This window comes from Ideonella sp. (genome assembly GCF_035254525.1).
Taxonomy (GTDB): domain Bacteria; phylum Pseudomonadota; class Gammaproteobacteria; order Burkholderiales; family Burkholderiaceae_C; genus Ideonella.
The window spans coordinates 1-25,469 of record NZ_DATFAN010000099.1 but is presented as its reverse complement, the minus strand read 5'-3'; the positions used below and the strand labels follow the sequence as shown (position 1 = coordinate 25,469).

Below are 25,469 nucleotides of genomic sequence, written 5' to 3'. Positions count from 1 at the left end.
CGGCAAGCCGCACTACCGCGCCGACCTGCCGCGCTTCTTCGCCTACGCGACCAAGGTCGCGATGCGCTACCGGCCGCTGGCGCCGCTGCTGGCGTTGATCGAGCCGATGAACGAGCAGAAGCTCGCGTCGGGCTACACCTTCTAGCTCAAGTCTCGGCGTCTTCGGTCGCCACCGGTGCCGCAGCGGCCGCCGCGGCCAATGCCTCACACCCGTTGCAGGCCGTTTCGCAGCCCGCGGCGGCCAGCCAGGGGTCGCGGTCCTCGCCGCCGAAGATCTCGACCAGGAAGTCGAGCAACACGCGTGTGCGCGCCGGCACATGCTGGCGCGTGGGCATGCCGACCCACAGCGTCGAGCTGAACAGGCGCCATGCCGGCAGCACGCGCTCCAGCGCTTGCTCCATCAGCGCATCCTCGACCACGAAGGACGGCAGGCCGGCGATGCCCAGGCCGGCCAGCGCGGCCGCATAGTTGGTGTCGACATTCAGCGTGCTGAGCACGCCCCTGTGCGGCACCGCGTGGTAAGTCTCGGCGGCGTCCACTTCGCCATCCGGCCGCAGCGCGCCCCGATAGAACGACACACCGCGCTGCAACTCGGAGATCGGCGGGATCAGCACATCGTGATCCACCAGTTCGCGCGGATGCCCGGGCCGGCCGCGCCGGTCGAGGTAGTCGGGCGCGGCACAGGTGATCACCTCGGTGCGCGCCAGGCGCCGGGCAATGAAATTGCCGTCCAGCGGACCGCGCAGCAGCATCAGGGTCAGGTCGAAGTTGTCATCGACGGTCTCGACCGCGCCGTTCGCGACGATCTCCAGCGTCACCAGCGGGTAGCGCGCATGGAACTCGGGCAGGTGCTTGGCCAGCTGGTGCACCGCCACGGCAGGCGGCACCAGCAGGCGCACCGGCCCGCGCGGCTCGGCCACCGAGGCATGGGCCAGCAGCTCGGCTTCATCGACGTCGGCCAGGATGCGCCGCACCCGCTCGAGGTAGCTCTCACCGACTTCGGTCAGCGCGATGCGCCGCGTCGTGCGGTTCATCAGCCGGGCCCCGAGGTGCTCTTCCAGCTCGGCCACCAGCCGGGTGACCACCGCGGGCGCCAGATCGAGCGCCCGGGCGGCGCCCGCGAAACTGCCTTCGTCGACCACGCGGGTGAAGACCCGCATTGCACGCAGGGAATCCATCACGCGATTATTGCGCCGATTCACAAGGCCAATGAGGAAATTCCCCGCTTTGTTCGTCGAACACGAATTGCGGTCCCCCGTCGCGCCGGGTTCAGAGGATCTTGCGTGGATGGGCCAGTGCCTCGTGCGCCGCATGCAGGCGGCGCACCAGCACCTTGATGAAGGCGGCGTCGAAGCGGTGCCGGGTGTCGGGGCTCAGCTGCGACAGGCTGTCGGGGTTGAACGAGACCGTGGTGCAGGGATCGGAGACGATGACGTCGGTCGCGTGCTTGCGCAGATCAGGGCTTGGCGCGAGGTAGGCCATTTCGCCGACCGAGGTGCCGGCACCGAGCCGCGCCACCCGCTCGCCATCGCGGTAGACCTCGACCTCGCCTTGCGCGATGCAGTAGAACTGCTTGCCCTCCTGGCCACGCTTGAAGACCTTGTGGCCGAACGGGAAGCGCTGCCACTTCGCGCGGTGCACGACCTCCCACAACTCGACATCGCCGAAATCGGCGAAGAAGTCGAGCGCGCGCAGCAGGTTGAAGCGCTCGGAGTCGAGCACGCGCTGCAGTTGGCCGCGCGGCACCTCGTGGTTGGTGATCAGCGCCGACAGCGATTGGGCGAACTGGTCCCAGTCCTCCGGCCGGTCGTCCGGCGACTTGGCCAGCGCGCCACGCACCGTCTGGTCCAGCGCCGCGCTGACGCCCTCGCGCAGCGCCGTCAGCGGCTCGGGCTCGGCATGGCAGATCTTGTTCAGCAGCGCCACGTGGCTGTCCGCCTCGAACGGCGGCCGGCCGGCGATCATGTGATACAGCACCGCCGCGAGCGAGTAGATGTCGGCCCGGCAGTCGAGTGTCGAGCCTTCGAGCTGCTCGGGCGACATGTAGGCCAGCGAGCCGACGCGGTGGATCTGCGTGCGGTCGGAGCCCATGTTCAGCACGCTGCCGAAGTCGGTCAGCTTGACGTCCAGCACCTCCGGGCCGTCGGTCACGGCCAGGATGTTGGCCGGCTTCACGTCGCGGTGGATCAGGCCCTGGCGGTAGACGTAGCCCAGCGCCATCGCGCACTTGAAGCCGATTTCGACCACCTGCTCCAGCGTCAGCAGCCGGTCCTGCTGGCAAAACGGGCGCAGCGTCGTGCCGGGCACGTACTCCATCACCAGGTAGGGCGAGACCGGGTCCTCGACCGCGTCGTGGATCTGCACCACGTTCGGGTGGTTCAGGCGCCCGACCAGCGCCGCCTCGGCGGCAAAGAAGTGCGGCGAGAAATGCACGTCGGCCTCGGAGCGGCCGGCGTTCGGGCGCACGCGCTTGATCGCCACCTCGTGGCCATGGAAATCGTCGTAGGCGAGGAAGACCTCGCTGGTGGCGCCTTCGCCCAGCCGGTGCAGCACGCGGTACTTGCCGATCATCGGCGGGTCATCGGGCTCCAGGCGCGGCATCGCGACGGTCGACTGCGCGCGCGCACGGCTGCGCGACGACGAAGGCGCCGTGGCGGTGGCGGTCGTGCTGGAAGACGACGGCGAAGTTCGGGACGATCGGGACGAGGTCGACACGTTCGCGTTGAAAGCTTGCGAGCCCAGTGTGCACTGTGAACGATTTCAGGGCCGCACAAAAGAACAAACAGCCCCGCGGCCACCCCGCAAATCGGCGCCGCGGGCGAGCGCACCCCCCACCTTAGAATCGGCCCCATCATGATCCAAGCCAAGGCAGAGCTGCAGCTCGCGCTGGCTCGCGCCGTGGCGCAGCTGGCCCCCGAGCACCCGTTCACCCCCATTTTCGAATCGCCGAAGCAGGCCGCGCATGGCGACCTCGCGATCACCGCGGCGATGCAGCTGGCCAAGCCGCTGAAGAGCAGCCCGCGCGCACTGGCCGACAAGCTCGTGGCCGCGCTGAACGCACAACCCGAAGTGCAGCGCTGGGTCAGCGCACTCGAGATCGCCGGCCCCGGCTTCATCAACCTGCGCCTGGCGCCCGCCGCCAAGCAGGCCGTCGTCGCCGAGGTGCGTGCGGCCGGCGCCGCCTTCGGCCGCCAGCCGGCCAACGGCCAGAAGCTGATGGTCGAGTTCGTCTCGGCCAACCCGACCGGGCCGCTGCACGTGGGCCACGCGCGCCAGGGCGCACTGGGCGACTCGATCTGCCACCTGTTCGAGACCCAGGGCTGGGGCGTCACGCGCGAGTTCTATTACAACGACGCCGGCGTGCAGATCGCGACGCTCGCCACCTCGACCCAGTGCCGCATCAAGGGCCTGAAGCCCGGCGATGCCGACTGGCCCGAGAGCGCCTACAACGGCGACTACATCGCCGACATCGCGGCCGACTTCCTCGCGAAGAAGACCGTCAAGGCCGATGACCGCGAGTTCACCGCGTCGGGCGACCCGGACGATCTCGACGGCATCCGCCAGTTCGCGGTGGCCTACCTGCGCCACGAGCAGGACCTGGACCTGCAGGCCTTCGGCGTCTCGTTCGACCACTATTTCCTCGAATCCAGCCTGTACACCACCGGCCGGGTGGAGGACACCGTGCAGCGCCTGGTCGCCGCCGGCAAGACCTTCGAGGAAGGCGGTGCGCTGTGGCTGCGCACGACCGACTACGGCGACGACAAGGACCGCGTGATGCGCAAGTCCGACGGCACCTACACCTACTTCGTGCCGGACGTGGCCTACCACCTGAACAAGTGGGAGCGCGGCTTCACCAAGGTCATCAACTGCCAGGGCACCGACCACCACGGCACGATCGCCCGCGTGCGCGCCGGCGTGCAGGCCGCCGGCATGGGCGTCCCGCCCGGCTACCCCGACTACGTGCTGAACACGATGGTGCGTGTTGTGCGCGACGGCGCCGAGGTCAAGATCAGCAAGCGCGCCGGCAGCTACGTGACGCTGCGCGACCTGATCGACTGGACCAGCCGGGACGCGGTGCGCTTCTTCCTGATCAGCCGCAAGGCCGACACCGAGTTCACCTTCGACGTCGACCTGGCCGTCAAGCAGAACGACGAGAACCCGGTCTTCTACGTGCAGTACGCGCATGCGCGCATCTGCTCGGTGCTGGCGCAGGGCCTGGCGCAGGGGCACGATGCGGCGGCGATCGACGCGGCGGACCTGTCACTGCTCACCGCGCCGACCGAACTCGCGCTGATGCTGAAGCTGGCCGACTACCCCGACATGCTGAGCGGCGCCGCGCGCGACCTGGCGCCGCACGACGTCGCCTTCTACCTGCGCGACTTGGCCGGGGCATTCCACAGCTACTATGCCGCCGAGCGTTTCCTGGTCGACGATGCCGGCCAGGCGCGCGCGCGCCTGGCGCTGCTGGACGCCACGCGGCAGGTGCTGCGCAACGCCCTGGCGCTGCTGGGCGTCGAGGCACCGAACACAATGTCACGAGAACAACCTGCTGCGGAGACGGCATGAGCTTGAAGACCGGTGGGCCGACCCACCAACGCAGCGGTTTGGCGAAACAACGTGGCGGCTTCGCCATGGGGCTGGTCGTCGGCCTGCTGGTCGGGCTGGCGCTGGCGCTGGGCGTCGCGCTGTACATCGCGAAAGTGCCCTCGCCCTTCCACGACAAGGTGCCGCACCGCACGCCCGAGCAGGAGGCCGCCGAGGCCGAGAAGCTCAAGAGCTGGGATCCGAACGCCGGCCTGGGCGGCAAGCCCGTGCCCCCGCGGCCGGCACCGGCGTCCTCGCCGGCGCAAGGCATTCCGGTGCCCCCGGCGCCGGCCGCCGTGGCCTCGCAGCCCGCGCCCGGCGCCGCGGCCGCGCCCGCGCCCGCCGTGCCGAAATCGAGCCGCGACGCTGCCGCGATCCTCGCCGGCGAACCGGTGACCGCGCCCAAGGCACCGGCGCCGGCGCGACCCGGCGCCGACCCCTTCGTCTACTTCGTGCAGGTCGGCGCCTTCTCCAGTGCCGACGATGCCGAGCAGCAGCGCGCCAAGCTGGCGCTGCAAGGCATCATGGCCAAGGTCTCCGAGCGCGAGCAAGGCGGCCGCACGATCCACCGCGTGCGCGTCGGCCCATTCGACAGCCAGGCCGAGGCCGTCGCCCAGCAGGGCAAGCTGAAGGCCGGTGGCGTCGATGCCGCGCTGGTCCGCCAGGAACGGAACTGAACCGCGTCCGACCGCATCCACTTTCGATCGCCACCATCCGAGGATCTTCGTGAAGCCAGCTCGTCCATCGGCGCCCGTGACCCGGCGCGATTTCCACTCCATCGGCATCGCCGCGGCGGCCAGCGGCCTGGGCCTGCTCGGCGCGGGCCCGGCGCGGGCCCAGGGCGGCCCGGTCGAAGGCACGCACTACCAGCGCCTGGCCAAGCCGATCCCGATGGCCACGACCGGCAAGATCGAGGTGGCCGAGTTCTTCTGGTACGGCTGCCCGCACTGCTTCGCGCTCGAGCCGGCGCTCGAACAATGGCTGACCAAGCTGCCGCCCGACGTGAACTTCCGTCGTGTGCCGGCCGGCTTCACGCCGCAGTACGAGTTCCACCAGAAGGTCTTCTACGCGCTCGAAGCGATGGGCCAGCTCGGCAATGTCCACCGCAAGCTGTTCAACGCGATCCACCAGGAACACAAGCGCATGAGCACCGAGGCCGAGGTCACCGCCTTCGTCGCGAGCCTGGGCGTGGACGGGGCGAAGTTCGCCGAGACGATGAAATCCTTCAGCGTGATCGGCAAGGTGCGCCAGGCGCGCCAGTTGGCCGACGCCTACGCGATCGACGGCGTGCCGACGCTGGGCGTGCAGGGCCGCTGGCGCACCTCGGCCTCGATGGCCGGCGGCGTCGACAAGACCTTCGTGGTCGCCGACTACCTGATTGCCCAGGCGCGTAAATCGCTCTGATTTGGGCCGGCGGCAAGGGTTTGGCCGCGGCACTGCGGCTAGAATGGCCTGCAAGTTTCATGCCGCAAGCCATGCCCTCGTTGTCGCCCCCCCGCCCTTGGCCCGCCGCCGTGATCGCCGCGGCCACCCTGCTGGGCGTGAGCCTGGCACCCTCGGTGCGGGCCGAAAAGGCCGACCGCAGCAAGCCGATGGTCATCGAGAGCGACGACAAGCAGTCGGCCACGGTGGACCTGAAGGCCAGGCTGACCGTCATCAGCGGCAACGTCGTCATCAACCAGGGCACGCTGCAGATCAAGGCCGACCGGGTGGAATTCCGCGAGAACCCGCCCGGCCGCTACCAGGCCAACGCGCGCGGCAGTGTCGGCAAGCCGGCCACCTTCCGCCAGAAGCGCGACCGCGTCGACGAGGTCGTCGAGGCCGAGGCCGAGCGGGTCGAATACGACGGTGCCGACGAAAAGGTGCGTTTCATCGGCAATGCCAAGCTGCGCGTCGTGCGCCCCACCGGCCCGCCGGACGAAGCCGACGCGGCCGTGATCACCTACGACCAGCGCAGCGACACCATCGTCTTCGAGGGCAGCTCGGCGGCGGCGTCGGGGCCGTCAACTGGCCGCGCACGGCTGGTGTTCATTCCGCGCCAGGCGGACGCGGCGTCGGAGCCCGGCAAGTGAATGCGCCGACGCCCGATGCGGCGGCGCTGGCGATGCCGGCCACGACCAGCCGCCTCGATGCCTCCGGCCTGCGCAAGACCTACGGCGCCCGCACCGTCGTCAAGGACGTGCACCTGGCCGTCGGCGCCGGCGAGGTCGTCGGCCTGTTGGGCCCGAACGGTGCCGGCAAGACAACCACCTTCTACATGGTCGTCGGCCTCGTTCGCTGCGACGCCGGCACGATCCACATCGATGGCGTGGCGGTCGAGCGCAAGCCGATCCACCAGCGTTCGCGCCTGGGCTTGAGCTACCTGCCGCAGGAGGCCTCGATCTTCCGCAAGCTGACCGTCGAGGAAAACATCCGCGCCGTGCTCGAGCTGCAGCTGGGCGCCAACGGCAAGGCGCTGCCGGGCGCCGAGATCGAGCGCCAGCTCGATGTGCTGCTGCACGACTTGAGCCTGACCGGCCTGCGCGATTCGCCCGCGCCGGCACTGTCGGGCGGCGAGCGGCGCCGCGTCGAGATCGCCCGCGCGCTCGCAACTCAGCCGCGCTTCATCCTGCTCGACGAGCCCTTCGCCGGCGTCGACCCGATCGCGGTGATCGAGATCCAGCGCATCATCGGCTTCCTGAAGTCGCGCGGCATCGGTGTGCTGATCACCGACCACAACGTGCGCGAGACGCTGGGCATTTGCGACCGCGCCTACATCATCAGCGAAGGCAGTGTGCTCGCCGAGGGCACGCCCGACCACATCATCGAGAACCCGGACGTGCGCCGGGTCTACCTCGGCGAACACTTCAAGATGTAGGGCGCGGGAATGAAGCCGACCCTGCAAGTCCGCCTTTCGCAGCACCTGGCGCTGACGCCGCAGCTGCAGCAATCGATCCGCCTGCTGCAGCTGTCGACGCTGGAGCTGCACCAGGAAGTCGAGCAGATGCTCGAGCAGAACCCCTTCCTCGAGCCCGAGGAAGACGCGACGCCGTTCGAGTACACCGCCAACGACAAGGCCACGGTCAGCCAGCGCGAGGAGCAGGACGCGCCGGGCAGCAGCGTCGGCGAAGGCGGCGACGAGCCGGCTGGCATGGACACGGCCGAGTTCGGCACCACCGAGCGCGACGACTGGGAAAACGGCACCGAGCGCGACGATTTCGACGGCATCCGCGAGCTGCCCTCGGCCAGCCCGGGCGGCAGCGGCGACGAAGACGGCCCGGATGCGCAGGACCGCAGCGCACTCGCCCCGACGCTGCAGGACCACCTGCGCGCCCAGCTGGCCGGCATGCGCCTCGCGCCGGCCGACGCGGCCGCGGTGCAGGTGCTGATCGAGTCGCTGACCGACGACGGCTACCTCGACGGCACGCTGGAAGACATCGCCGAGCGGCTGGCGGACTCGCTCGGCCTGACCGCACCCGAAGAGCGCGAGGACCTGCTCGACCAGCTGCGCTGCGGCCTCAAGTGGCTGCAGAGCATGGAGCCCGCCGGCGTCGGCGCGTCCGGCCTGGGCGACTGCCTGGCGCTGCAGCTGCGCGAGACGCCGGCCTGCGCGGCACGCGACTGTGCGATGGCCATCTGCGCCAAGCACCTCGATCTGCTGGCCCGGCGCGACCTCAAGAAGCTCGCCAGCGCCACCGGCGCCGACGAGGCCACCGTCAAGGCCGCGCAGGCGTTGATCGTCGCCTGCGAGCCCAAGCCCGGCCGGCCGTTCGCCCGTGCCGAGAACCTGATCATCGTGCCCGACGTGATCGTCGTGAAGGCCGGTCGCAGCTGGAAGGCCACGCTGAACCCCGACGTGATGCCTAAGCTGCGCGTGTCGGACCTGTACGCCCAGGCCGTGCGCGGCCAGCGCGGTGGCGGCACGAACGGCCACAGCGGCCTGTCGGCCCGGCTGCAGGAGGCGCGCTGGTTCATCCGCAACATCCAGCAGCGCTTCGACACCATCCTGCGCGTCAGCCAGGCCATCGTCGAGCGGCAGAAGAACTTCTTCACCCATGGCGAGATCGCGATGAAGCCGCTGGTGTTGCGCGAGATCGCCGACGAGCTCGGCCTGCACGAATCGACCATCTCGCGCGTGACCACCGCCAAGTACATGGCCACGCCCTTCGGCACCTTCGAGCTGAAGTATTTCTTCGGCTCGTCGCTGTCGACCGATGCGGGTGGCAATGCGTCGTCCACCGCGGTGCGCGCGCTGATCAAGCAGTTCGTCGCCGCCGAGAACCCGGCCAAGCCGCTGTCGGACAGCCAGATCGCCGACATGCTCGAGGAGCAGGGCATCCAGGTCGCGCGCCGCACGGTTGCGAAGTACCGCGAAGCCTTGAAAATCGCCCCGGCCAACCTCCGCAAAGCACTATGACGCCCCCACGCCCCCTTCCGGGGGCTGCCCCCCAGGGGGGCTCGCGCAGCGGACCGGCGAAGCCGGATCCGCGCACGCCACTTGAAGCGGCCGGCGCTTCGCGCGGCCGTGAACACCCCCCTGCCATCGAACGCGGCACGCTGTTCCTGCCCTGCGCCGCCGGCACCGAGACGTTCCTGCTCGACGAGTGCCGCCGCCTGCTCGGCGAGAAGCACGTGGTCGAAGCCGGCCGCGGCGGCGTCTATGTCGAGGGCGACATCGAGGCCGCGATGAAGCTCAACCTCGGCAGCCGGCTTGCCCAGCGCGTGCTGTGGCAGGTGGCCGACGGCCGCTACGCGAACGAAGACGACCTGTATGCGCTCGCCCGCCGCGTGCGCTGGCCCGACTGGATCACACCGAGGCAGACGCTGCGCGTCGACGCCTCGGCCTGGCGCTCGCCGCTGAAGAGCCTGAACTTCGCCGCGCTGCGCATCAAGGACGCGGTGTGCGACGTGATGCGCGAGGCGACCGGCGAACGCCCCAGCGTCGACACCCGCCACCCCGACCTGTCGCTGGTGCTGCACCTGGGCCCCGAGCACGCGAGCCTGTCGGTCGACCTGTCCGGCGAGGCCTTGTTCAAGCGCGGCTGGCGCGATGCGCAGGGGCTGAAGGGCGAGGCGCCGCTGAAGGAGACGCTGGCCGCCGCGATGCTGGCCGCCGCCGGCTGGCAAGGCCGGCCCGAGGACGGCGGCCTGCTCGACCCCTGCTGCGGCGCCGGCACGATCGCGATCGAGGCGGCCCAGATCGCCTGCGGCATCGCGCCCGGGCTGGCGCGCCGCTTCGCGTTCGAGAAGCTGCTGCCGTTCCGGCCCCACCTCGGCCAGTGGCAGGCACTGCGCCAGCAGGCGCACGACGCAGTCCACGCCCCGGCGGTGCCGATCTGGGCCGGTGACGTGTCCTTCCGCATGACCGACTTCGCCACCCGCAACGCCGAGCGCGCGGGCGTCAAGCATGCGATCGAGTTCAAGACCGCCGACGCGCTGCAGCGCCCGGCGCCTGCCGAGCGCGGCCTGATCGTGATGAACCCGCCGTACGGCGAGCGCATCGCGCCGAAGGGCCAGGGGCAGGCGCGCGGCGAGAGCCGGGGCGAGGGCGCCGGCGAGAAGTTCGAAGGCGCCGCCGACGCGGCCGATTTCTACGCCCGCCTGGCCAGCCACTGGAAGAAGCACTACGCCGGCTGGACCGCCCAGGTGCTGACGCCCGAGCCCAAGCTGCCCGGGCTGATGCGCCTGAAGGAAAGCCGGCGCGTGCCGATGTGGAACGGCGCGATCGAATGCCGCCTGTTCCGCTTCGACTTGGTAGCAGGAAGCAATCGCTGACGCGGCGCTCCCAAGGAGCCGCCGCCCACCAAGTGGCGTGCGCGGATCCGGCTTTGCCGGTCCGCTGCGCGAGCCCCCTGGGGGGCAGCGACCGGAAGGGAGCGTGGGGGTCGTCAGTACTGGTAGAGCTTCAGGGTGAAGGCGGCGCCGATCGCCCCGCCGCCACCGACCGGGCCGCCGGCCCACCACACGTCCACGCGGTAGGCGCCCGGGGCAACCAAGCCGGGACCGGTGCCGATGCCCTGGTAGAAGTTCGCGCCCAGCATGTCGACGTCGTACTCCGCCGTCAGCGCCACCGCAGGCGCGGGCAGGCCGTACGGCGTCTCGTAATGGCCGGCCATGTGCATCGGCGCGGCGGCGCCGGCCGGCGTCAGCGTGACCTGGAACAGCGTCATGTTCGACACCCCGTACAGCTTGCTGCCGACCAGCGCGCTGAAGTGCGCGTTCAGGCAGCCGGCGGTCAGGTTGACCTTGGTGCTCAGCACCGGCACCGGGTCGAAACGCCCGCCCTCGCCACCACCACCGAGCATCGCGAAGTTCCAGGCCGTCGTCTTGACGCCTTCGAACACGGTGTCGTTGACCTGCTTGACCTTGCCGCGGCAGGGCGGGTGGATGCCGGCCAGGCCTTTCGGGATGTCGCCCGCAGGGAAGAAATTGCCGAATTCCTGCGCCTGCGCCGCGGGCGCGAAGGCAAACGCGCCGGCCAGGGCCAGCGGGGCAAGGGCGTGCGCGAAGCGCGCGTGCAGCGAGGTGCTCATGGTGGTCTTCTCCATCGATCGGTTGAATGAGGCCGCGCAGCGTGTGCCCCGCGGCCACCAGGCCACACATGGCCTGACGATGGAAAAGACGCAGCGGCGCCCCCGAATCCGGACATGCGGCCCTCAGGCCGCCGCCGACTCCCCCTGGCGCGGGCTGCGTGCCAGCCACACGAGCATCGCCGCCAGCAGCGCGAGCGGCGCCAGCGCGCCCAGGTTCATCGCCTGCCAGCCGCCGGTGGTGACCAGCGCGCCGGAGCTGAACGAGGTCAGCGTCATCGTGCCGAGCACCCAGCGGTCCATCAGCGCCTGCGCGCGCACCCGGTGGCTGGCCGGGTAGCTCTCGGTGTAGAGCGTCGTGCCGCCGATGTAGAGGAAGTTCCAGCCGATGCCCAGCACCAGCAGCGCGGCGGTGAAGTGCATCAGGTCCACGCCGTGCAGCGCGAGCGCGATGCAGGCGGCGTTCAGCAGCACGCCGGCCACCAGCACCGGCAGCACGCCGATGCGGCGGATCAGCGGGCCGGTGAAGAAGCTGGGCACGTACATGCCCAGCACATGCCACTCGAGCACCCAGGCCACGGCCGAGAACGGGTGCGAGCAGACCTGCATCGCGATCGGCGTCGCGGCCATCAGCAGGTTCATCACGCCGTAGCCCAGCGCCGAGGCCGCGATCGCGACGATGAAAGCCGGCCGCCGCGCCGTGCCCGCAGGCAGCCGCCCGGCCGCGCCCGACGGCGCGGGCGGTAGCGCCGGGAACGGGATGCGCGCCAGGCAGGCCAGCGACAACAGCGCGACGACCACCAAGGCCGCGTAGGCACCGGCGAACGGCACCGCGAGCGCATCGCGCGTGGCCTGCGCGAGCTGCGGGCCGATCACGCCGCCGAGGATGCCGCCGGCCAGCACCCACGAGATCGCCCGCTCGCGCCCGGCCGGGCCGACCAGCTCGGCCGCGGCGAAGCGGTACAGCGCGGCGTTGGCGTTGTAGTAGCCGGCCAGCACCGTGGCCGCGACCAGCAGCCAGAAGCTGCCGATCAGCGCCGCCGCGGCGCAGATCGCCGCCGACAGCATCGCGACGACCAGGCCCATCTGGAAGGCCCGCTTGCGGCCGTGGCGCTGCTGGTGGCGCGCCACCAGGCCGGTGGACAGCGCGCCGCCCAACACATACGCGGTCAACGGCAGCGTCGCCAGCCAGCCCTGCGGCGCCAGCGCCAGCCCGACCAGGCCGTTGATCGCCATGAAGACGACGTTGTTGGTCAGGAACAGGCCCTGGCACAGCGTCAGCCACAGCAGGGGCGTGTTGAATGGTGCACCCGGCCGCGGGGCACCGCGACCATCCGCCGAGCGGGTGCGCGGCCCGCTTGGGAGCGGCCCGGCGCTGGCCGCGCCCGCGCCTGTCGTGTCGGAGATGTCGGTCATGCGGTGGTCCGCCCGGTGGCGTGGTCGAGTGCCGTCAGCAGCACGAGGGCCGCCAGCGGCGCGGTGTCGGCGCGCAGCACGCGCGGGCCGAGGCTGGCGGGGTTGAAGCCGTGCTGGCGGGCGAGCGCCTCCTCCTGCGCGTCGAGCCCGCCCTCGGGGCCGCTGAGCAGCAGCCCGTCGTCGACGTCGGGCCGGCCGGCGGTGGCGGCCAGCGGTGGGGCGTCGCGCGCCAGGCTCAGCAGCAGCCGCGCGCAGCCGGGCCGTGCGCCGGGTAGCGTGCCCAGCCAGTCGGCCAGCGCCCGCACCGGCTCGATCGTCGGCACGCGCGTGCGCCCGCTCTGCTCGGCCGCGGCGATCGCGACCGCCTGCCAGTGCTCGCGCCGGCGTTCGGCACGCTCGCCGGCCAGCCGCAGCACCGAACGGGCGCATTGCAGCGGCTGGATCGCCGCCACCCCGAGCTCGGTGGCCTTCTCGATCAGCGCGTCCATGCGCTCGTTGGCAGGCATGCCGAGCGCGAGCGTGACGCGCCGGCCGGGCTCGCGCGAGGCCGCGTCGTGCGCGCCGACGCGCACGGCCACTTGCTGGCGCCCGCCCATGCGCAGCACCTCGGCCGCCCACTCGCCGCCGGCGCCATTGAACAGCGTCACGGCATCGCCGGGTTGAAGCCTCAGCACCTGCACGTGGCGCGCCGGTTCGGGCGGCAGGTCCAATTCGTCGCCCGCACGCAGCGGGGCATCCAGATACAAACGCGGTGGCATGCGGCGAGTGTGCCGCATACACAATGCAGCTCTGCATCCATCGGGAGGACGCCGCCATGAACGACGATGCCAAGACCCTGGCCACCGAGTGCCTGCAGGCGGCCAACGCCTGTCACGACGACGACCCGCCGCGTGGCGCCGAGTTGCTGCAGCGCATCGATGCCGCGGCGCTGGACCCGGGCCAGCAGCCCCTGTATGGCTTTCTGTTGAACCACGTGCTCACCGAGAAACTGGGCCTCGCGGCCGAGGCCTGGCGGCGGCAGCAGGCACTGCTCGCTGCCGCCGGTGAGGGTGCTGCGCTGCCGGTGTTGCGCCACGCCGCGGCAGCCGCGCGGCTGGCCGGCGAGGCGGCGGCCGAGGACCGGCTGACCACACGCCTGGCCAGCGCGGCCGGCGTCGGCCCGGCCCAGGCCAGCGAGCTGGTGGGGCTGGCCGCGGCGAGTTTCACGATACCCCGGCTGACGGGCGCCGCCGCCGGCGAGGCGGCACTGGCCGCCCTGGCGCCGATGCACGGCCCAGCCTGGCGCCAAGCCAACGGGCTCGATGCCGCGGCGGGCGCGTTGACCAGCAACCTGGCGAGCGACCTGGTCGAACGGCCGCTGCCCGAGCTGGCGGCCGAGCCGCTGCGGCGTGCAATGGCCGACGCCGCCGAGCTGGCCCAGAACCTCTGGCACCGCGCCGGCCGATGGGTGCAGCACGAACGCGCACACTACCTGCGCGCCATGGTGGCCAATGCACTGGGTGACGTGGCGACAGCGGCCGCGCAGGCGCGTGCCGGCCTGGTGCTGCTCGAGAATTTCGATCAGGCCGGGCAGGAGAGGGTCGACCAGGCCTTCCTGCGCTCGGAGCTGGCGCATGCGCTCGCGCGCGCCGGCGAGGCGGCCGAGGCGCAGGTCGAACGCAGCCTGGCCGATGCGCTGGCCGAAGCGTTCGACGATGCGGGGTTGACGCGCTGGTACCAGGACCGGCTGGGCCGGCAGGCCGCGCTGAGTGCCGCCGCCGCGGCCGCGGCCTGATCAGGCCTTGACGGCGCCGATCGCGTAGGTGAGCTCGCCGACCGCGGCCATGCCGTGCTCGGCGCGCAGCTGCTCGGCAAACTTCAACGCGAGCGCGCGCAGCTCATCCGGACCGCTGCATTTCTCGACCTCGAGCACGAACCGGTAGCCGCGCACGAGGCCGAGCTTGGCCTTGCCGACCGACGTCAGCGCGTCGTACAGCGCGTTGTAGCCCGCGCCGCGGATCACCTGCTGCGTGCGACCCCAGTCGGCGCTTTCCGGCGCGGGTGCGGGTGCGGGCACCGGTGTGGCCGCGGCGGCCCTGGTAGCCGCCGTCTCGCGGAGGTCGGTCGGCTTCCCCGCCTTGCCGCCACCCGCGGCCTCGGCGATCAGGCCTTCGGAGCGCAGCATCGCCACGTCGTCGGGCGTGACGCCGTGCACCTGCACCAGCCAGTCCTCGATCGTGCGCGAGTCGTTGATGACCAGCAGCAGGTTGCGCACGGGTCGGCTGAGCTGACGCGTGCGAGCCTGGATCTCCGCCTGGCCCGCCGGCGTTCTGACATAACGAGACGACATGATCGTGCTCCACCGCCCGAGTCGGGCCCCAACGACGCCGCCGGCCTAGGCGGCTTACTTCCTGTCGCGCAGTTCCCGGCGCAACACCTTGCCAACCGGTGTCTTCGGCAGCTCGGTGCGGAATTCAATGATCTTCGGACGCTTATAGCCCGTCAGATTCGATTCGCACCAACTTCTCACGTCGGCGTCGTTGATGCCCGGGTCCTTTTTCACGATCACGACCTTCACCGCCTCACCGGCCTTGTCGTCCGGCACCCCGACGGCGGCGCATTCGAGCACGCCAGGCATCTGCGTGATCACGTCCTCGACCTCGTTCGGATACACATTGAAACCGGAAACCAGGATCATGTCCTTCTTGCGGTCCACGATCTTGAAGTAGCCACGCTCGTCGACCACGCCGATGTCGCCGGTGCGGAAGAAACCGTCGGCGGTCATGACCTTGGCGGTCTCGTCGGGCCGCTGCCAGTAGCCGGCCATCACCTGCGGGCCGCGGATCGCGATTTCCCCCGGCGAGCCCATCGGCACCTCGTGGCCCTCGTCGTCAAGCAAGGTCAGCTCGGTGCTGGGCATCGGCAGGCCGATGGTGCCGGAGTAGGCCGTCGTGTCCACCGGGTTGCAGGTGGCCGAGGGGCTGGTCTCCGACAGGCCGTAGCCCTCGCAGATCGGGCAGCCGGTCTTCTCGAGCCACAGCCGCGCGGTGGCCTGCTGCACGGCCATGCCGCCGCCGACCGAGATCTTCAGGTGGCTCCAGTCGACCGAATCGAAATCCGGGTGGTTGGCCAGCGCATTGAACAAGGTGTTGACCGCCGGAAAGCTGTGGAAGCGCTCGCGCGACAGGTCCTTCAGCACCGTCGGGATGTCGCGCGGGTTCGGGATCAGGATGTTGCAGCCGCCCATGCGCAGGCCGAGCATCATGTTCGTGTTGAAGCCGAAGATGTGATACAGCGGCAGCGCGCAGATGGTGACGACCTGCTCGCCGGCCGGGATCTTCCTCAGCGCCGGCTGGTACCAAGCCTCGGACTGCAGCACGTTGGCCACGAGGTTGCGATGCAGCAGCACCGCGCCCTTGCTGACGCCGGTGGTGCCGCCGGTGTACTGCAGCACCGCGATGTCGTCCGGGCCGACCTTGGGTGCGGTGAAGGGCTTGCCCCGGCCGCGTGCGACCGCCTCGTTGAAGCGCACCGCCTGCGGCAGCGAGAAGGCCGGCACCAGCTTCTTGACCTTGCGCACGACGTGATTGACGACCGTGCCCTTGATCAGGCCCATCAAGTCGCCCATCGCCGCGAGCACGACCTGCTTGGTCGGCACGGCATCGGCCACCTGTTGCAGCGTGGCGGCGAAGTTCTCGAGGATCACGATGGCCTTCGCGCCCGAATCCTTCAGCTGGTGCTCGAGCTCGCGCGGCGTGTACAGCGGGTTGACGTTGACCACCACCAGCCCGGCGCGCAGGATGCCAGCCACCGCGACGGGGTACTGTGGCACGTTGGGCAGCATCACCGCGACGCGGTCGCCGCGCGCGAGGCCCAGGCTCTGCAGGTAGGCGGCGAAGGCACGCGACAGGTCATCGATCTGCTCGAAGCTGAACGACTTGCCCATGAAGCGGTAGGCCGGCAGCTTGGCATGCTTGCGGAAGCTCTCGTCCAGCAGCGCGACCAGCGAGGGGTAGACATCGGTCGTCACCTCGGCCGGCACGCCGGCGGGGTACTGCTTCAGCCAGATCTTTTCCATTCCTCAGCACTTTCGAAAGTCGACCCGCGATTGTCCCTGCCGCCCGGGCAGCGACCCATCAGGGGATTCGATAGCGAATGCTGGGGGTTCACCCCTAGACGCCGCACCGCGCGACGCGCTCGCGCGCCCGTTGCGAATCATCACTCGATGGCTTTGACCATCTCCTCGACGACCTTCTTCGCATCGCCGAAGACCATCATCGTCTTGTCCATGTAGAACAGTTCGTTGTCCAGGCCGGCGTAGCCCGCGGCCATCGAGCGCTTGTTGACGATCACCGTCTTGGCCTTGTAGGCCTCGAGGATGGGCATGCCGTAGATCGGGCTGCCCTTCTGCAGCGCGGCGGGGTTCACCACGTCGTTCGCGCCGAGGATGATCGCGACGTCGGCCTGGCCGAATTCGCCGTTGATGTCCTCCATCTCGAACACCTGGTCGTAGGGCACCTCGGCCTCGGCCAGCAGCACGTTCATGTGGCCCGGCATGCGCCCGGCGACGGGGTGGATCGCGTACTTGACCGTCACGCCCTTGTGCGTGAGCTTCTCGGCCAGCTCCTTGACCGCATGCTGCGCGCGCGCCACCGCCAGGCCGTAGCCCGGCACGATGACCACCGTCTCGGCATTGCCGAGGATGAAGGCCGCATCGTCCGGGCTGCCGCTCTTGACGCTGCGCTGCTGCGCCTCGCCGGCCGCCGCCGCGCCCTCGCCGCCGAACCCGCCGAGGATCACGTTGAAGAACGAGCGGTTCATCGCCTTGCACATGATGTAGCTCAGGATCGCGCCCGAGGAGCCCACCAGCGAGCCGGCGATGATCAGCATCGAGTTGTTCAGCGAAAAGCCGATGCCGGCTGCCGCCCAGCCCGAGTAGCTGTTGAGCATCGACACCACCACCGGCATGTCGGCGCCGCCGATCGGGATGATCAGCAGAACGCCGAGCGCAAAGCCCAGCGCCGTGACCAGGCCGAAGTCGAGCGGGCTTTGCGTGTGCCAGAAGCCGTAGCAGAAGAAGGCCGCCGCCAGGCCCAGCGCCGCGTTGAGCTTGTGCTGCCCGGCAAACACCACCGGCTTGCCCTGGAACAGGCGGAACTTGTAGGTGCCCGACAGCTTGCCGAAGGCGATCACCGAACCGCTGAAGGTGATGGCACCGATGAACACGCCCAGCGCCAGTTCGATGCGGTTGCCGCCGGGGATCGGGCCGCCTTTGTCGACGATGCCGAAGGCCCAGGGCTCGGCCACCGCGGCGATCGCGATGAACACCGCGGCCAGGCCGATCATGCTGTGGAAGAAGGCCACCAGCTCGGGCATCTTGGTCATCTCGACCGTCTTGGCGCGCCAGGCGCCGTAGCTGCCGCCGACGACCAGGCCCAGCAGCACCCAGGCCATGCCCAGCCCGATGCCGCCGCCGAGCTTGACGATCAGCGCGGCGGTGGTCAGCACCGCGATCGCCATGCCGGTCATGCCGAACAGGTTGCCGCGGATCGAGGTGGTGGGGTGGGAGAGGCCCTTCAGGGCCTGGATGAAGCAGACGCTGGCGATCAGGTACAGCAGCGTGACGAGGTTCATGCTCATGGTGTCAGCCCTCCGCCTTCTTGGCCGCGGGGGCCTTCTTCTTGAACATCTCCAGCATTCGCCTCGTGACGAGGAAGCCGCCGAAGATGTTGACCGAGGCCAGCGCGACCGCCAGCACACCCATGCTCTTGCCCAGCGTGGTCTCGGTCAGCGCCGCAGCGAGCATCGCGCCGACGATGACGATGGCCGAGATCGCGTTGGTCACCGCCATCAGCGGCGTGTGCAGCGCGGGGGTCACGGTCCAGACCACGTGGTAGCCGACGTAGATCGCCAGCACGAAGATGATCAGGTTCAGAACGGTGGGGGAGACGACGTCCATGTTCAGGCACTCCTCACGGCTTCTTGACTTCGTTGTTCTGCGTCATCAGGCACGCGGCCACGATGTCGTCGTCCATCTGCACGTTGAACGTGCCTTCCTTGGTGATCACGAGCTTGAGGAAGTCCAGCACGTTGCGCGCGTACAGCGCGCTCGCGTCGGCCGCCACCAGCGCGGGCAGGTTGGTCTCGCCGACGATCGTCACGCCGTGCTTGATCACCGTGCGGCCGGCTTCGGTCAGCGGACAGTTGCCGTCGGCGCCATTCGGGCCCTTGCCCGCGGCGATGTCGACGATCACCGAGCCGGGCTTCATGGCCTTGACCATCTCCTCGGTGACCAGCACCGGCGCCGGGCGGCCCGGGATCAGTGCGGTGGAGACGACCACGTCGGCCAGCGCCACGCGCTTGGCCACCTCGACCTTCTGCCGCTCCAGCCACGAGGGCGGCATCGGCCGGGCGTAGCCGCCCACGCCTTCGGCGGCTTCCTTCTCCTCGGGCGTCTCGTAGGGCACCTCGATGAACTTGGCGCCGAGCGACTCGACCTGTTCCTTCACCGAGGGCCGCACATCCGAGGCCTCGATCACCGCGCCCAGCCGCTTGGCGGTGGCGATGGCCTGCAGGCCGGCGACGCCGACGCCGAGGATCACCACCCGCGCGGCCTTCACGGTGCCGGCGGCCGTCATCAGCATCGGGAAGAAACGCTGGTACTTGTCGGCCGCCATCATCACGGCCTTGTAGCCGGCGATGTTGGCCTGGCTGGACAGCACGTCCATGCTCTGCGCCCGCGTCGTGCGCGGTGCGGCCTCGAGCGCGAAGCTGGTCACGCCGGCGGCGGCGATCTGCGCGAGCCCGGCTTTGTCGAAGGGGTTGAGCATGCCGACCAGCGCGGCGCCGGGCTTCATCAGCGCCAGCTCGTCGGCCGAGGGGCGCGCGACCTTCAGCACCAGCTCGGCACCGAAGGCCGCCGCACGGTCGACGATCTGCGCGCCGACGGCCTCGAAGGCCGCGTCCGTCGCGCTGGCAGCCACGCCGGCACCCGACTGGACCTTGACGGTGTGGCCCTGGGCCACGTACTTCTTCGCCGTCTCGGGAGTCACGGCAACGCGGGTCTCCCCCGCCGCCGACTCGAGCGGAACGCCAATCTGCATGGAACTCTCCTCTCTACACCCTGGTGTGGGCCGCCCGTCATGGCAGGCGGCCTGACTGTCTGACGGCAAGCTTACCAGCCGACCGACCCGCATTCTGATGGCGAGCTTACTTGTCTGGCGCCGCGATCGCGCCCAGGCAGAGGCTCTAAGATCGCCGCATGGGAGACACACGCTGGAAGCCGAGCGTCACGGTGGCAGGCGTCATCGAGCACGCGGGCCACTACCTGCTGGTCGAGGAGATGACCGCCGAGGGCCTGCGGCTGAACAACCCCGCCGGCCACCTGGACCCGGGCGAATCGCTGCTCGATGCGGTCGTGCGCGAGGTGCTGGAAGAGACCGCCCGGGCGTTTGTGCCCGAGGCGCTGGTGGGCACCTACCTGGCGCGCTTTCGCCACGTGCGCAGCGGCGAGGACATCACCTACCTGCGCTTCGCGATCTGCGGCGGGGTGGGCGACGCGATCGCCGGCCGCGTGCTCGATGAGCCGATCCATCGCACGCTGTGGATGACGCCCGACGAGTTGCGCGCCTGCCCCGAGCGCCACCGCAGCCCGCTGCTGATGCGCTGCATCGACGACCACCGCGCCGGCCGGCGCGCCCCGCTGGCCCTGCTGCACGCCGACCCGAGCCTGTACGCCCCGCTCGGTTAAGCCCTTCAAGGGACAATTCGCCCCATGTCGAGTGGAGCGAAGAAGCAACGTGTCGTGGTCGGCCTGTCAGGCGGCGTCGATTCGGCCGTCAGCGCCTGGCTGTTGAAGCAGCAGGGGCACGAGGTCGTCGGCATCTTCATGAAGAACTGGGAAGATGACGACGACGATGCGTACTGCTCGTCGCGGCAGGACTTCCTCGACGCCGCCTCGGTGGCCGACGTGATCGGCATCGAGATCGAGCACGTCAACTTCGCCGCCGAGTACAAGGACCGCGTGTTCGCCGAGTTCCTGCGCGAATACCAGGCCGGCCGCACACCGAACCCCGACGTGCTGTGCAACGCCGAGATCAAGTTCAAGGCCTTTCTCGACCATGCGATGCGCCTGGGCGCCGGGAAGATCGCCACCGGCCACTACGCCCGCGTGCGCGAGCGTGCCGACGGCCGGGTCGAGCTGCTCAAGGGCCTGGATCCGCTGAAGGACCAGAGCTACTTCCTACACCGCCTCACGCAGGCGCAGCTCGCGAAGACGATGTTCCCGGTCGGTGCGCTGCCCAAGACCGAGGTGCGCCGCCTCGCTGCCGAGATCGGCCTGCCTAACGCGAAGAAGAAAGATTCGACCGGCATCTGCTTCATCGGCGAGCGGCCGTTTCGCGAGTTCCTCAACCGCTACCTGAGCCACGCGCCCGGCCCCATCCAGGACGACCGCGGCCGCACGCTCGGCGAGCACGTGGGCCTGAGTTTTTACACGCTGGGCCAGCGCCAGGGCCTGGGGATCGGCGGCGTGAAGGACCGCAAAGCCAAGCGCGGCGGCGGTGAGCACGCGCCCTGGTACGTCGCACGCAAGGACCTGGCCACCAACACGCTGATCGTCGTGCAGGGGCACGAGCACCCGTGGCTGCAGTACCGCGCCCTGGTGGCCGACGACCTGAGCTGGGTCGCCGGCGAGCCGCCGCCGGTGGGCGCGCTGGCCGCGAAGACGCGCTACCGCCAGGCCGATGCGCCCTGCGTGCTGTCGGCGGTGAGCGCCGACAGATTCCGGCTGGAGTTTCCGCCCGAGGCACTGCAATGGGCGGTGACGCCCGGGCAATCCGCCGTGCTCTACGACGGCGAGATCTGCCTGGGCGGCGGCGTCATCGCCTCGGCGGAATAGCCCGCAAGACGGAGCTCACAGGCCCGCGAGGGCCAGCAGCTGCGCGGCGTCCACCGCGCCCGCGTGCTGGCCCACTTCGCCCGTCTTGGCGTTGCGGAAGACGATCAGCGGCACGCTGTCGGCGTTGAACTTCTGGAACAGCTCGGTGTTGGCCCGGACCTTGGCCACGACCGCGTCGTCGAGCGAGGCGGCCGCGGTGATGCCGCCGCCGTGGTTGGCGACGCTGGCCTCGTTCTCGGCCATCGCCGCCGCAGGGTCCTTGGCGCCCAGGATGGTCGCGCCCTGCGGCAGAGACTGCGGACGCAGCAGGCCGATCGGCATCCAGACGATCTTCAGCTGGTTGCCCAGCGGCTGCGTGTTCTGCCACAGGTGGGCGCAGTGCGGGCAGGTCGTGTCGAAGAAGACGTAGACCGTGTGCGCCGACATGATCGGGCCGGTGGTGAAGCCGCTGCCGGTGGCGGCCAGCGTGTAGGCGTCCTGCGCGGCCGGCGTGACGGGCGCCTCCGAGGCGGCGCCCGCCGTACCGCTGGCCGCAGGCGCCGGCGGCGCGGCGGGCGAGGTCTCGGCCTTTCGGCCGCAACCCGCCAGGACGGTCAGCGTGGCGAGGGTGGCAAGGCTGGACAGCGCGAAGAAGCGTCGTTGCATGGCAGGTGGCCGGTGGGGCCGGCTTGTGGTGAGGGTGTCTGGCAAAGGAGGCGCCTGGGCGACAAATGGTTCCGCAACCTTCAAGGCGACGACGCCGGTGACGAAGGGGTCGGGGCCGCGGTGGCCGGCGGCAGCGCGCCCTCGGCGTCGAAGCCGATGCGGTCGACCGCCCCGCCATCGGCCCACTCGGTATAGACCCAGTCGCCGTCACGCTCGGTGACGCCCTCGGGCGGCCGGTCCGCCGCGACCGGCACGCCGGCCAGTGCGACGCGCATGTAGTCGAGCCAGATCGGCAGCGCGAGCCCGCCGCCCGACTCGCGGCTGCCCAGGCTCCTCGGCTCGTCGTAGCCGACCCAGGCCACGCCGACGACGCCCGGCTGGAAGCCGGCGAACCACGCATCGACCGAGTCATTGGTGGTTCCCGTCTTGCCGTACAGGTCGTCGCGCGGCAGGGCCTGGTGCACGCGCGCCGCGGTGCCGCTCGTCACCACCTCGTGCAGCAGGCGCCGCATCACGAAGGTGTTGCGCGCCGGAATGGCGCGCTCGGCCTCGGTCGGGTCGGGCCGCGGCAGCGCCTCGTAGACCACCTTGCCGTCGGCGTCGATGATCTCTTCGATGACCTGCGGCGTCACGCGCCAGCCGCCGTTGGCCAGCACCGCGTAGGCCGACGCGAGCTGCAGCGGCGTCGTGCTGCCGGCACCGAGCGCCAGCGTCAGGTTGGCCGGCTGCCTGTCGGCGTCCAGGCCGAACAACGCGGCCCAGCGGCGCGCGGTGTCGACGCCGATCTGCTGTGCGAGCCGGATGCTGACCATGTTCTTCGAGCGCGCGAGCGCCTGGCGCAGCGTCAGCGGGCCGTCGAACTTGCCGTCCGAGTTCTGTGGCCGCCACCCGGTCGGGCCGGTCTCGTCGGGCAGGGCCAGTTCGGCATCGTTGACCAACGTGCCCGGCATCACGCCGTGCTCCAGCGCCGCGGAGTACAGGAAGGGCTTGAAGCTCGAGCCAGGCTGGCGCCAGGCCTGCGTCGCATGGTTGAACGGCTGGCGGGCGAAATCGAAGCCGCCGACCAGCGCGCGCACGCGACCCGTGCGCGGCTCGAGCGCGACGAAGGCCGCCTCGGCCGCCGGCCACTGCGCGATGGACCAGCCGGTCTTGTCCAGCTTCTGCACCCGCACGATCGCACCGCGCTGGACGGCCAGGGCGGCCGGGGCCTTGGACGACAAGGCCGGCAGCGCCCAGCGCAGGCCCTCGCCCGCCAGCGTGACGCGCTCGCCCGTGGCCAGCTGCACGACGAGCTCCTTCGGCGCTGCGTGCAGGACGATGGCCACGCGCAACTCGTCGTCGTCGCGGTGGTCCTTCAGCGCCTGCGCGGCGGCCCGCTCCTCGTCGGCGCGATCGGTGCCCTCGTTGGGCAGCTCCTCGCGGTCTTCGGGCCCGCGCCAGCGCTGGCGCCGCTCGTGCTCGATCAGCGTGCGCCGCAACCCGGCCCAGGCGGCCTGCTGCTCGGCTGCGACGAGCGAGGTGCGCACCTTGTAGCCGTGCGTGTAGGCCTGCTCGCCGAAGCGCTCGACCACGGCCCGCCGCGCCATCTCGGCCACGTGCTCGGCGTGCACCTCCACCGCCTGCGCGGGCCGGATCTGCAGCACCTCGTCGCGCGCCGCGGCCAGCTCGGCGTCGTCGATGAAGCCCTGCTCGCGCATGGCCGCCAGCACCAGGCGCTGGCGCGCGCGGGCGCGCTCGAAGTCGGCGATCGGGTTGGCGTAGTTCGGGTTCTGCGGCAGGCCGGCGAGCATCGCGGTCTCGGCCAGCGTGAGCTGGTCCAGCGGCTTGCCGAAATAGGTGCGTGCCGCGGCACCGAAGCCGTAGGAACGCTGGCCGAGGTAGATCTGGTTCAGGTACAGCTCGAGGATCTCGCGCTTGCCGAGCGTGGCCTCGATCTTCAGCGCCAGCAGCGCCTCCTTGAACTTGCGCTCGAAGGTGCGCCGGGGCGAGAGGAAGAAGTTGCGCGCAACCTGCTGGGTGATCGTCGAGGCGCCTTGCCAGTGGCCGCCCCCCAGGTTGACCACCATCGCGCGCGCCACGCCGCGCCAGTCGATGCCGCCGTGTTCGTAGAAACGGCCGTCCTCGATCGCCACCACCGCATCCTGCATGCGCTGCGGAATGCGATCGATAGGCAGGTAGATGCGCCGCTCGGCGCCGAACTGCGCGATCTCGACGCCGTCGCGGGTGAGCACCTGCAGCGGCTGGCGCGGCTGGTAGTCGGTGACCTTGTCGAGCGCCGGCAGGCCGGGCAGCACGAGCGCCACCGCCAAGCCGAGCACGGCCGCGGCCAGCAGCACCGCCCCGCCACCGACGAGCGCCCAGGCCCGCCAACTGCGCCAACCAGGCCAGACGAAGGCGCCGCGCTGCTGGCGGCGGGTGGGCGGCGCGGGCCGGCGGGAATGGGAAAGCGGCATCGTGGGGCGGATTATGGGCAGCGCGGCCGCGCCCGCCGGCGGTGCCCGCGTGCCCCGCGGGCGCTCAGGCCAATGCGCTGTTCAGCGGAATGTCGTTGGCCGCCCAGCTCGACCACGCCGGCGCGTTCGCCACGCGCCGCAGGGCCCGCACGCTGCGGGCCAGGTCGATCGCCTCGCCGAGGCTGTCGCACAGCGACGCGGCCACACACGGCATCGCGACCAGGCCGGTCGCGCCGAACAGCTCGGCCACCTGGCGGGCGTACGGCGTATCGCTCGCCACCAGCGCGAACAGCGGCAGCAGCGGGCGGCGGCCGCCGGGCTCGTTGCGCAGGCGCCGTGCCGTGACCCACCCATCGACCTGCGAGGCGCGCACGTCGAGCAGCACCGCATCCAGCGGGTGGCCCGTCATCGCGGCGACGCACATCAAATCCATCGCCTGCTCGCCATCGGCCGCCTGCAGCACGCAAGCCCCGGCGCCGGACAGCACGGCCGCCGTGCTCGCCCGTGTGGTGGGCACGGGGTCGACCAGAAGCACCAAGGCATCGCTCAGCACGGGCCAGCGGAACGGATCGGGGGCTCGGTGCTGGAGGGAGATCGACATGGTTCGACGGAGGGGCGTTGGCAGACCCACGCAGGCTACGTGTCGCCCCAGCCCGAGTCATGACCAAACCATGACGGATCGTCGACCGGCCATGCCGGTGGCGGCACAAATGCCGCCCGTGGCGCTCAGCGTGGCGTTCCACAGGCCCACGCCCAGCAACCCCAGCGCCCGGCCTCGGTCGCACTCCCCCAGAGGGGTGTTTTCCTGGAGGCGGCGAGCGCCGCCCGGTGTCGCCTTACGCCGCCGGCGGCGCCGTGTCGACGAAGCTCGGCCGGGCGGCCAGCTTGTCGTAGAGCTTGTGCAGGTTCGGGTGGTCGGCGCGCCAGTCGATCTGCGGGTAGCGGAAGTCGAGGTAGCCGAGCGCGCAACCGACGGCGATGTCG

The 25,469-nt window shown here is 70.5% G+C and carries 24 protein-coding genes; 10 read left to right on the top strand and 14 right to left on the bottom strand.

The window, feature by feature from the left end:
* Positions 1-146: 146 nt before the first annotated feature.
* Complete coding sequence (locus VJ693_RS09755; protein WP_324153653.1) at positions 147-1,178, bottom strand: LysR family transcriptional regulator; 1,032 nt, start codon at positions 1,176-1,178, stop codon at positions 147-149.
* A 91-nt stretch (positions 1,179-1,269) separates the two neighbouring features.
* Entirely contained in the window at positions 1,270-2,601 is a 1,332-nt protein-coding gene (locus tag VJ693_RS09750) for a serine/threonine-protein kinase (protein WP_324153651.1), read from the bottom strand.
* A gap of 252 nt (positions 2,602-2,853) precedes the next feature.
* Between VJ693_RS09750 and argS the strand changes: the two genes are divergently transcribed.
* The 7 genes from argS (at position 2,854) to VJ693_RS09715 (ending at position 10,338) form a co-directional block, all read left to right on the top strand.
* Positions 2,854-4,566, top strand: coding sequence for an arginine--tRNA ligase (argS, locus tag VJ693_RS09745; RefSeq protein ID WP_324153649.1), 1,713 nt, complete (start codon positions 2,854-2,856; stop codon positions 4,564-4,566).
* Positions 4,563-5,261: an SPOR domain-containing protein gene (locus VJ693_RS09740; protein ID WP_324153647.1), complete on the top strand. Its 699-nt coding sequence runs from the start codon at positions 4,563-4,565 to the stop codon at positions 5,259-5,261. Before argS ends, VJ693_RS09740 begins: the two co-directional genes overlap by 4 nt.
* 49 nt (positions 5,262-5,310) lie before the next feature.
* The gene (locus VJ693_RS09735) at positions 5,311-5,988 is read left to right on the top strand and encodes a thiol:disulfide interchange protein DsbA/DsbL (protein WP_324153645.1); all 678 of its coding nucleotides are present in this window, start codon (positions 5,311-5,313) and stop codon (positions 5,986-5,988) included.
* 110 nt (positions 5,989-6,098) lie between these two features.
* Positions 6,099-6,656: a lipopolysaccharide transport periplasmic protein LptA gene (gene lptA / locus VJ693_RS09730; protein WP_324153643.1), complete on the top strand. Its 558-nt coding sequence runs from the start codon at positions 6,099-6,101 to the stop codon at positions 6,654-6,656.
* Positions 6,657-6,688: 32 nt separating this feature from the next.
* A complete protein-coding gene (gene lptB / locus VJ693_RS09725) occupies positions 6,689-7,441 on the top strand; it encodes an LPS export ABC transporter ATP-binding protein (protein ID WP_324153657.1) in 753 nt (250 codons plus the stop codon).
* Positions 7,442-7,450: 9 nt separating this feature from the next.
* Positions 7,451-8,980, top strand: coding sequence for an RNA polymerase factor sigma-54 (locus VJ693_RS09720; protein WP_324153642.1), 1,530 nt, complete (start codon positions 7,451-7,453; stop codon positions 8,978-8,980).
* Positions 8,977-10,338 carry a THUMP domain-containing class I SAM-dependent RNA methyltransferase gene (locus VJ693_RS09715; RefSeq protein ID WP_324153640.1) on the top strand — a complete coding sequence of 454 codons (1,362 nt, stop codon included), beginning with the start codon at positions 8,977-8,979 and terminating at the stop codon, positions 10,336-10,338. Before VJ693_RS09720 ends, VJ693_RS09715 begins: the two co-directional genes overlap by 4 nt.
* Positions 10,339-10,451: 113 nt before the next feature.
* Here the strand turns inward: VJ693_RS09715 and VJ693_RS09710 are convergent, their stop codons facing one another.
* From VJ693_RS09710 to VJ693_RS09700, 3 genes are all read right to left on the bottom strand, one after another.
* A complete protein-coding gene (locus VJ693_RS09710) occupies positions 10,452-11,096 on the bottom strand; it encodes a hypothetical protein (RefSeq protein WP_324153638.1) in 645 nt (214 codons plus the stop codon).
* A 123-nt stretch (positions 11,097-11,219) separates the two neighbouring features.
* Positions 11,220-12,509 (bottom strand): MFS transporter, encoded by a 1,290-nt coding sequence (locus tag VJ693_RS09705; RefSeq protein WP_324153636.1) that lies wholly within the window; start codon positions 12,507-12,509, stop codon positions 11,220-11,222.
* The gene (locus tag VJ693_RS09700; protein WP_324153635.1) at positions 12,506-13,267 is read right to left on the bottom strand and encodes a 16S rRNA (uracil(1498)-N(3))-methyltransferase; all 762 of its coding nucleotides are present in this window, start codon (positions 13,265-13,267) and stop codon (positions 12,506-12,508) included. Before VJ693_RS09700 ends, VJ693_RS09705 begins: the two co-directional genes overlap by 4 nt.
* 56 nt (positions 13,268-13,323) lie before the next feature.
* On the opposite strand from VJ693_RS09700, the gene VJ693_RS09695 reads away from it, so the two are divergent.
* Positions 13,324-14,283, top strand: coding sequence for a hypothetical protein (locus tag VJ693_RS09695; RefSeq protein ID WP_324153633.1), 960 nt, complete (start codon positions 13,324-13,326; stop codon positions 14,281-14,283).
* On the opposite strand, the gene VJ693_RS09690 is transcribed toward VJ693_RS09695, so the two are convergent.
* From VJ693_RS09690 to VJ693_RS09670, 5 genes are all read right to left on the bottom strand, one after another.
* Complete coding sequence (locus VJ693_RS09690) at positions 14,284-14,838, bottom strand: hypothetical protein (protein ID WP_324153631.1); 555 nt, start codon at positions 14,836-14,838, stop codon at positions 14,284-14,286.
* 54 nt (positions 14,839-14,892) lie between these two features.
* Positions 14,893-16,566, bottom strand: coding sequence for a long-chain-fatty-acid--CoA ligase (locus VJ693_RS09685; protein ID WP_324153630.1), 1,674 nt, complete (start codon positions 16,564-16,566; stop codon positions 14,893-14,895).
* 140 nt (positions 16,567-16,706) lie between these two features.
* Positions 16,707-18,128 (bottom strand): NAD(P)(+) transhydrogenase (Re/Si-specific) subunit beta, encoded by a 1,422-nt coding sequence (locus VJ693_RS09680; RefSeq protein ID WP_324153629.1) that lies wholly within the window; start codon positions 18,126-18,128, stop codon positions 16,707-16,709.
* 4 nt (positions 18,129-18,132) lie between these two features.
* Positions 18,133-18,447, bottom strand: coding sequence for an NAD(P) transhydrogenase subunit alpha (locus tag VJ693_RS09675; protein WP_324153627.1), 315 nt, complete (start codon positions 18,445-18,447; stop codon positions 18,133-18,135).
* Between the two features lie 13 nt (positions 18,448-18,460).
* Positions 18,461-19,591 carry a Re/Si-specific NAD(P)(+) transhydrogenase subunit alpha gene (locus VJ693_RS09670; RefSeq protein WP_324153625.1) on the bottom strand — a complete coding sequence of 377 codons (1,131 nt, stop codon included), beginning with the start codon at positions 19,589-19,591 and terminating at the stop codon, positions 18,461-18,463.
* Positions 19,592-19,749: 158 nt separating this feature from the next.
* Between VJ693_RS09670 and VJ693_RS09665 the strand changes: the two genes are divergently transcribed.
* Together VJ693_RS09665 and mnmA are read left to right on the top strand one after the other, a co-directional pair.
* Positions 19,750-20,238 carry an NUDIX hydrolase gene (locus tag VJ693_RS09665; RefSeq protein WP_324153623.1) on the top strand — a complete coding sequence of 163 codons (489 nt, stop codon included), beginning with the start codon at positions 19,750-19,752 and terminating at the stop codon, positions 20,236-20,238.
* Positions 20,239-20,262: 24 nt separating this feature from the next.
* Positions 20,263-21,387, top strand: coding sequence for a tRNA 2-thiouridine(34) synthase MnmA (gene mnmA, locus VJ693_RS09660; protein ID WP_324153621.1), 1,125 nt, complete (start codon positions 20,263-20,265; stop codon positions 21,385-21,387).
* A 15-nt stretch (positions 21,388-21,402) separates the two neighbouring features.
* Here mnmA and VJ693_RS09655 read toward each other — a convergent pair whose 3' ends face one another.
* From VJ693_RS09655 to VJ693_RS09640, 4 genes are all read right to left on the bottom strand, one after another.
* On the bottom strand, positions 21,403-22,032 hold the full coding sequence (locus VJ693_RS09655; RefSeq protein WP_324153619.1) for a thioredoxin fold domain-containing protein: 630 nt from the start codon (positions 22,030-22,032) through the stop codon (positions 21,403-21,405).
* A gap of 80 nt (positions 22,033-22,112) precedes the next feature.
* A complete protein-coding gene (locus VJ693_RS09650; protein ID WP_324153617.1) occupies positions 22,113-24,485 on the bottom strand; it encodes a PBP1A family penicillin-binding protein in 2,373 nt (790 codons plus the stop codon).
* A gap of 64 nt (positions 24,486-24,549) precedes the next feature.
* Positions 24,550-25,086 (bottom strand): response regulator, encoded by a 537-nt coding sequence (locus VJ693_RS09645; RefSeq protein WP_324153615.1) that lies wholly within the window; start codon positions 25,084-25,086, stop codon positions 24,550-24,552.
* Between the two features lie 235 nt (positions 25,087-25,321).
* The coding region (locus tag VJ693_RS09640) for a glutathione S-transferase C-terminal domain-containing protein (RefSeq protein ID WP_324153655.1) at positions 25,322-25,469 on the bottom strand (148 nt) is incomplete at its 5' end.

Excerpts from the sequence above, each read along its gene's own strand:
- VJ693_RS09755 (WP_324153653.1), bottom strand. The coding sequence starts at position 1,178 with ATGGATTCCCTGCGTGCAATGCGGGTCTTCACCCGCGTGGTCGACGAA.
- VJ693_RS09750 (WP_324153651.1), bottom strand. The coding sequence starts at position 2,601 with ATGCCGCGCCTGGAGCCCGATGACCCGCCGATGATCGGCAAGTACCGC.
- argS (WP_324153649.1), top strand. The coding sequence starts at position 2,854 with ATGATCCAAGCCAAGGCAGAGCTGCAGCTCGCGCTGGCTCGCGCCGTG.
- VJ693_RS09740 (WP_324153647.1), top strand. The coding sequence starts at position 4,563 with ATGAGCTTGAAGACCGGTGGGCCGACCCACCAACGCAGCGGTTTGGCG.
- lptB (WP_324153657.1), top strand. The coding sequence starts at position 6,689 with ATGCCGGCCACGACCAGCCGCCTCGATGCCTCCGGCCTGCGCAAGACC.
- VJ693_RS09720 (WP_324153642.1), top strand. The coding sequence starts at position 7,451 with ATGAAGCCGACCCTGCAAGTCCGCCTTTCGCAGCACCTGGCGCTGACG.
- VJ693_RS09715 (WP_324153640.1), top strand. The coding sequence starts at position 8,977 with ATGACGCCCCCACGCCCCCTTCCGGGGGCTGCCCCCCAGGGGGGCTCG.
- VJ693_RS09710 (WP_324153638.1), bottom strand. The coding sequence starts at position 11,096 with ATGAGCACCTCGCTGCACGCGCGCTTCGCGCACGCCCTTGCCCCGCTG.
- VJ693_RS09705 (WP_324153636.1), bottom strand. The coding sequence starts at position 12,509 with ATGACCGACATCTCCGACACGACAGGCGCGGGCGCGGCCAGCGCCGGG.
- VJ693_RS09700 (WP_324153635.1), bottom strand. The coding sequence starts at position 13,267 with ATGCCACCGCGTTTGTATCTGGATGCCCCGCTGCGTGCGGGCGACGAA.
- VJ693_RS09695 (WP_324153633.1), top strand. The coding sequence starts at position 13,324 with ATGAACGACGATGCCAAGACCCTGGCCACCGAGTGCCTGCAGGCGGCC.
- VJ693_RS09690 (WP_324153631.1), bottom strand. The coding sequence starts at position 14,838 with ATGTCGTCTCGTTATGTCAGAACGCCGGCGGGCCAGGCGGAGATCCAG.
- VJ693_RS09685 (WP_324153630.1), bottom strand. The coding sequence starts at position 16,566 with ATGGAAAAGATCTGGCTGAAGCAGTACCCCGCCGGCGTGCCGGCCGAG.
- VJ693_RS09680 (WP_324153629.1), bottom strand. The coding sequence starts at position 18,128 with ATGAGCATGAACCTCGTCACGCTGCTGTACCTGATCGCCAGCGTCTGC.
- VJ693_RS09675 (WP_324153627.1), bottom strand. The coding sequence starts at position 18,447 with ATGGACGTCGTCTCCCCCACCGTTCTGAACCTGATCATCTTCGTGCTG.
- VJ693_RS09670 (WP_324153625.1), bottom strand. The coding sequence starts at position 19,591 with ATGCAGATTGGCGTTCCGCTCGAGTCGGCGGCGGGGGAGACCCGCGTT.
- VJ693_RS09665 (WP_324153623.1), top strand. The coding sequence starts at position 19,750 with ATGGGAGACACACGCTGGAAGCCGAGCGTCACGGTGGCAGGCGTCATC.
- mnmA (WP_324153621.1), top strand. The coding sequence starts at position 20,263 with ATGTCGAGTGGAGCGAAGAAGCAACGTGTCGTGGTCGGCCTGTCAGGC.
- VJ693_RS09655 (WP_324153619.1), bottom strand. The coding sequence starts at position 22,032 with ATGCAACGACGCTTCTTCGCGCTGTCCAGCCTTGCCACCCTCGCCACG.
- VJ693_RS09650 (WP_324153617.1), bottom strand. The coding sequence starts at position 24,485 with ATGCCGCTTTCCCATTCCCGCCGGCCCGCGCCGCCCACCCGCCGCCAG.
- VJ693_RS09645 (WP_324153615.1), bottom strand. The coding sequence starts at position 25,086 with ATGTCGATCTCCCTCCAGCACCGAGCCCCCGATCCGTTCCGCTGGCCC.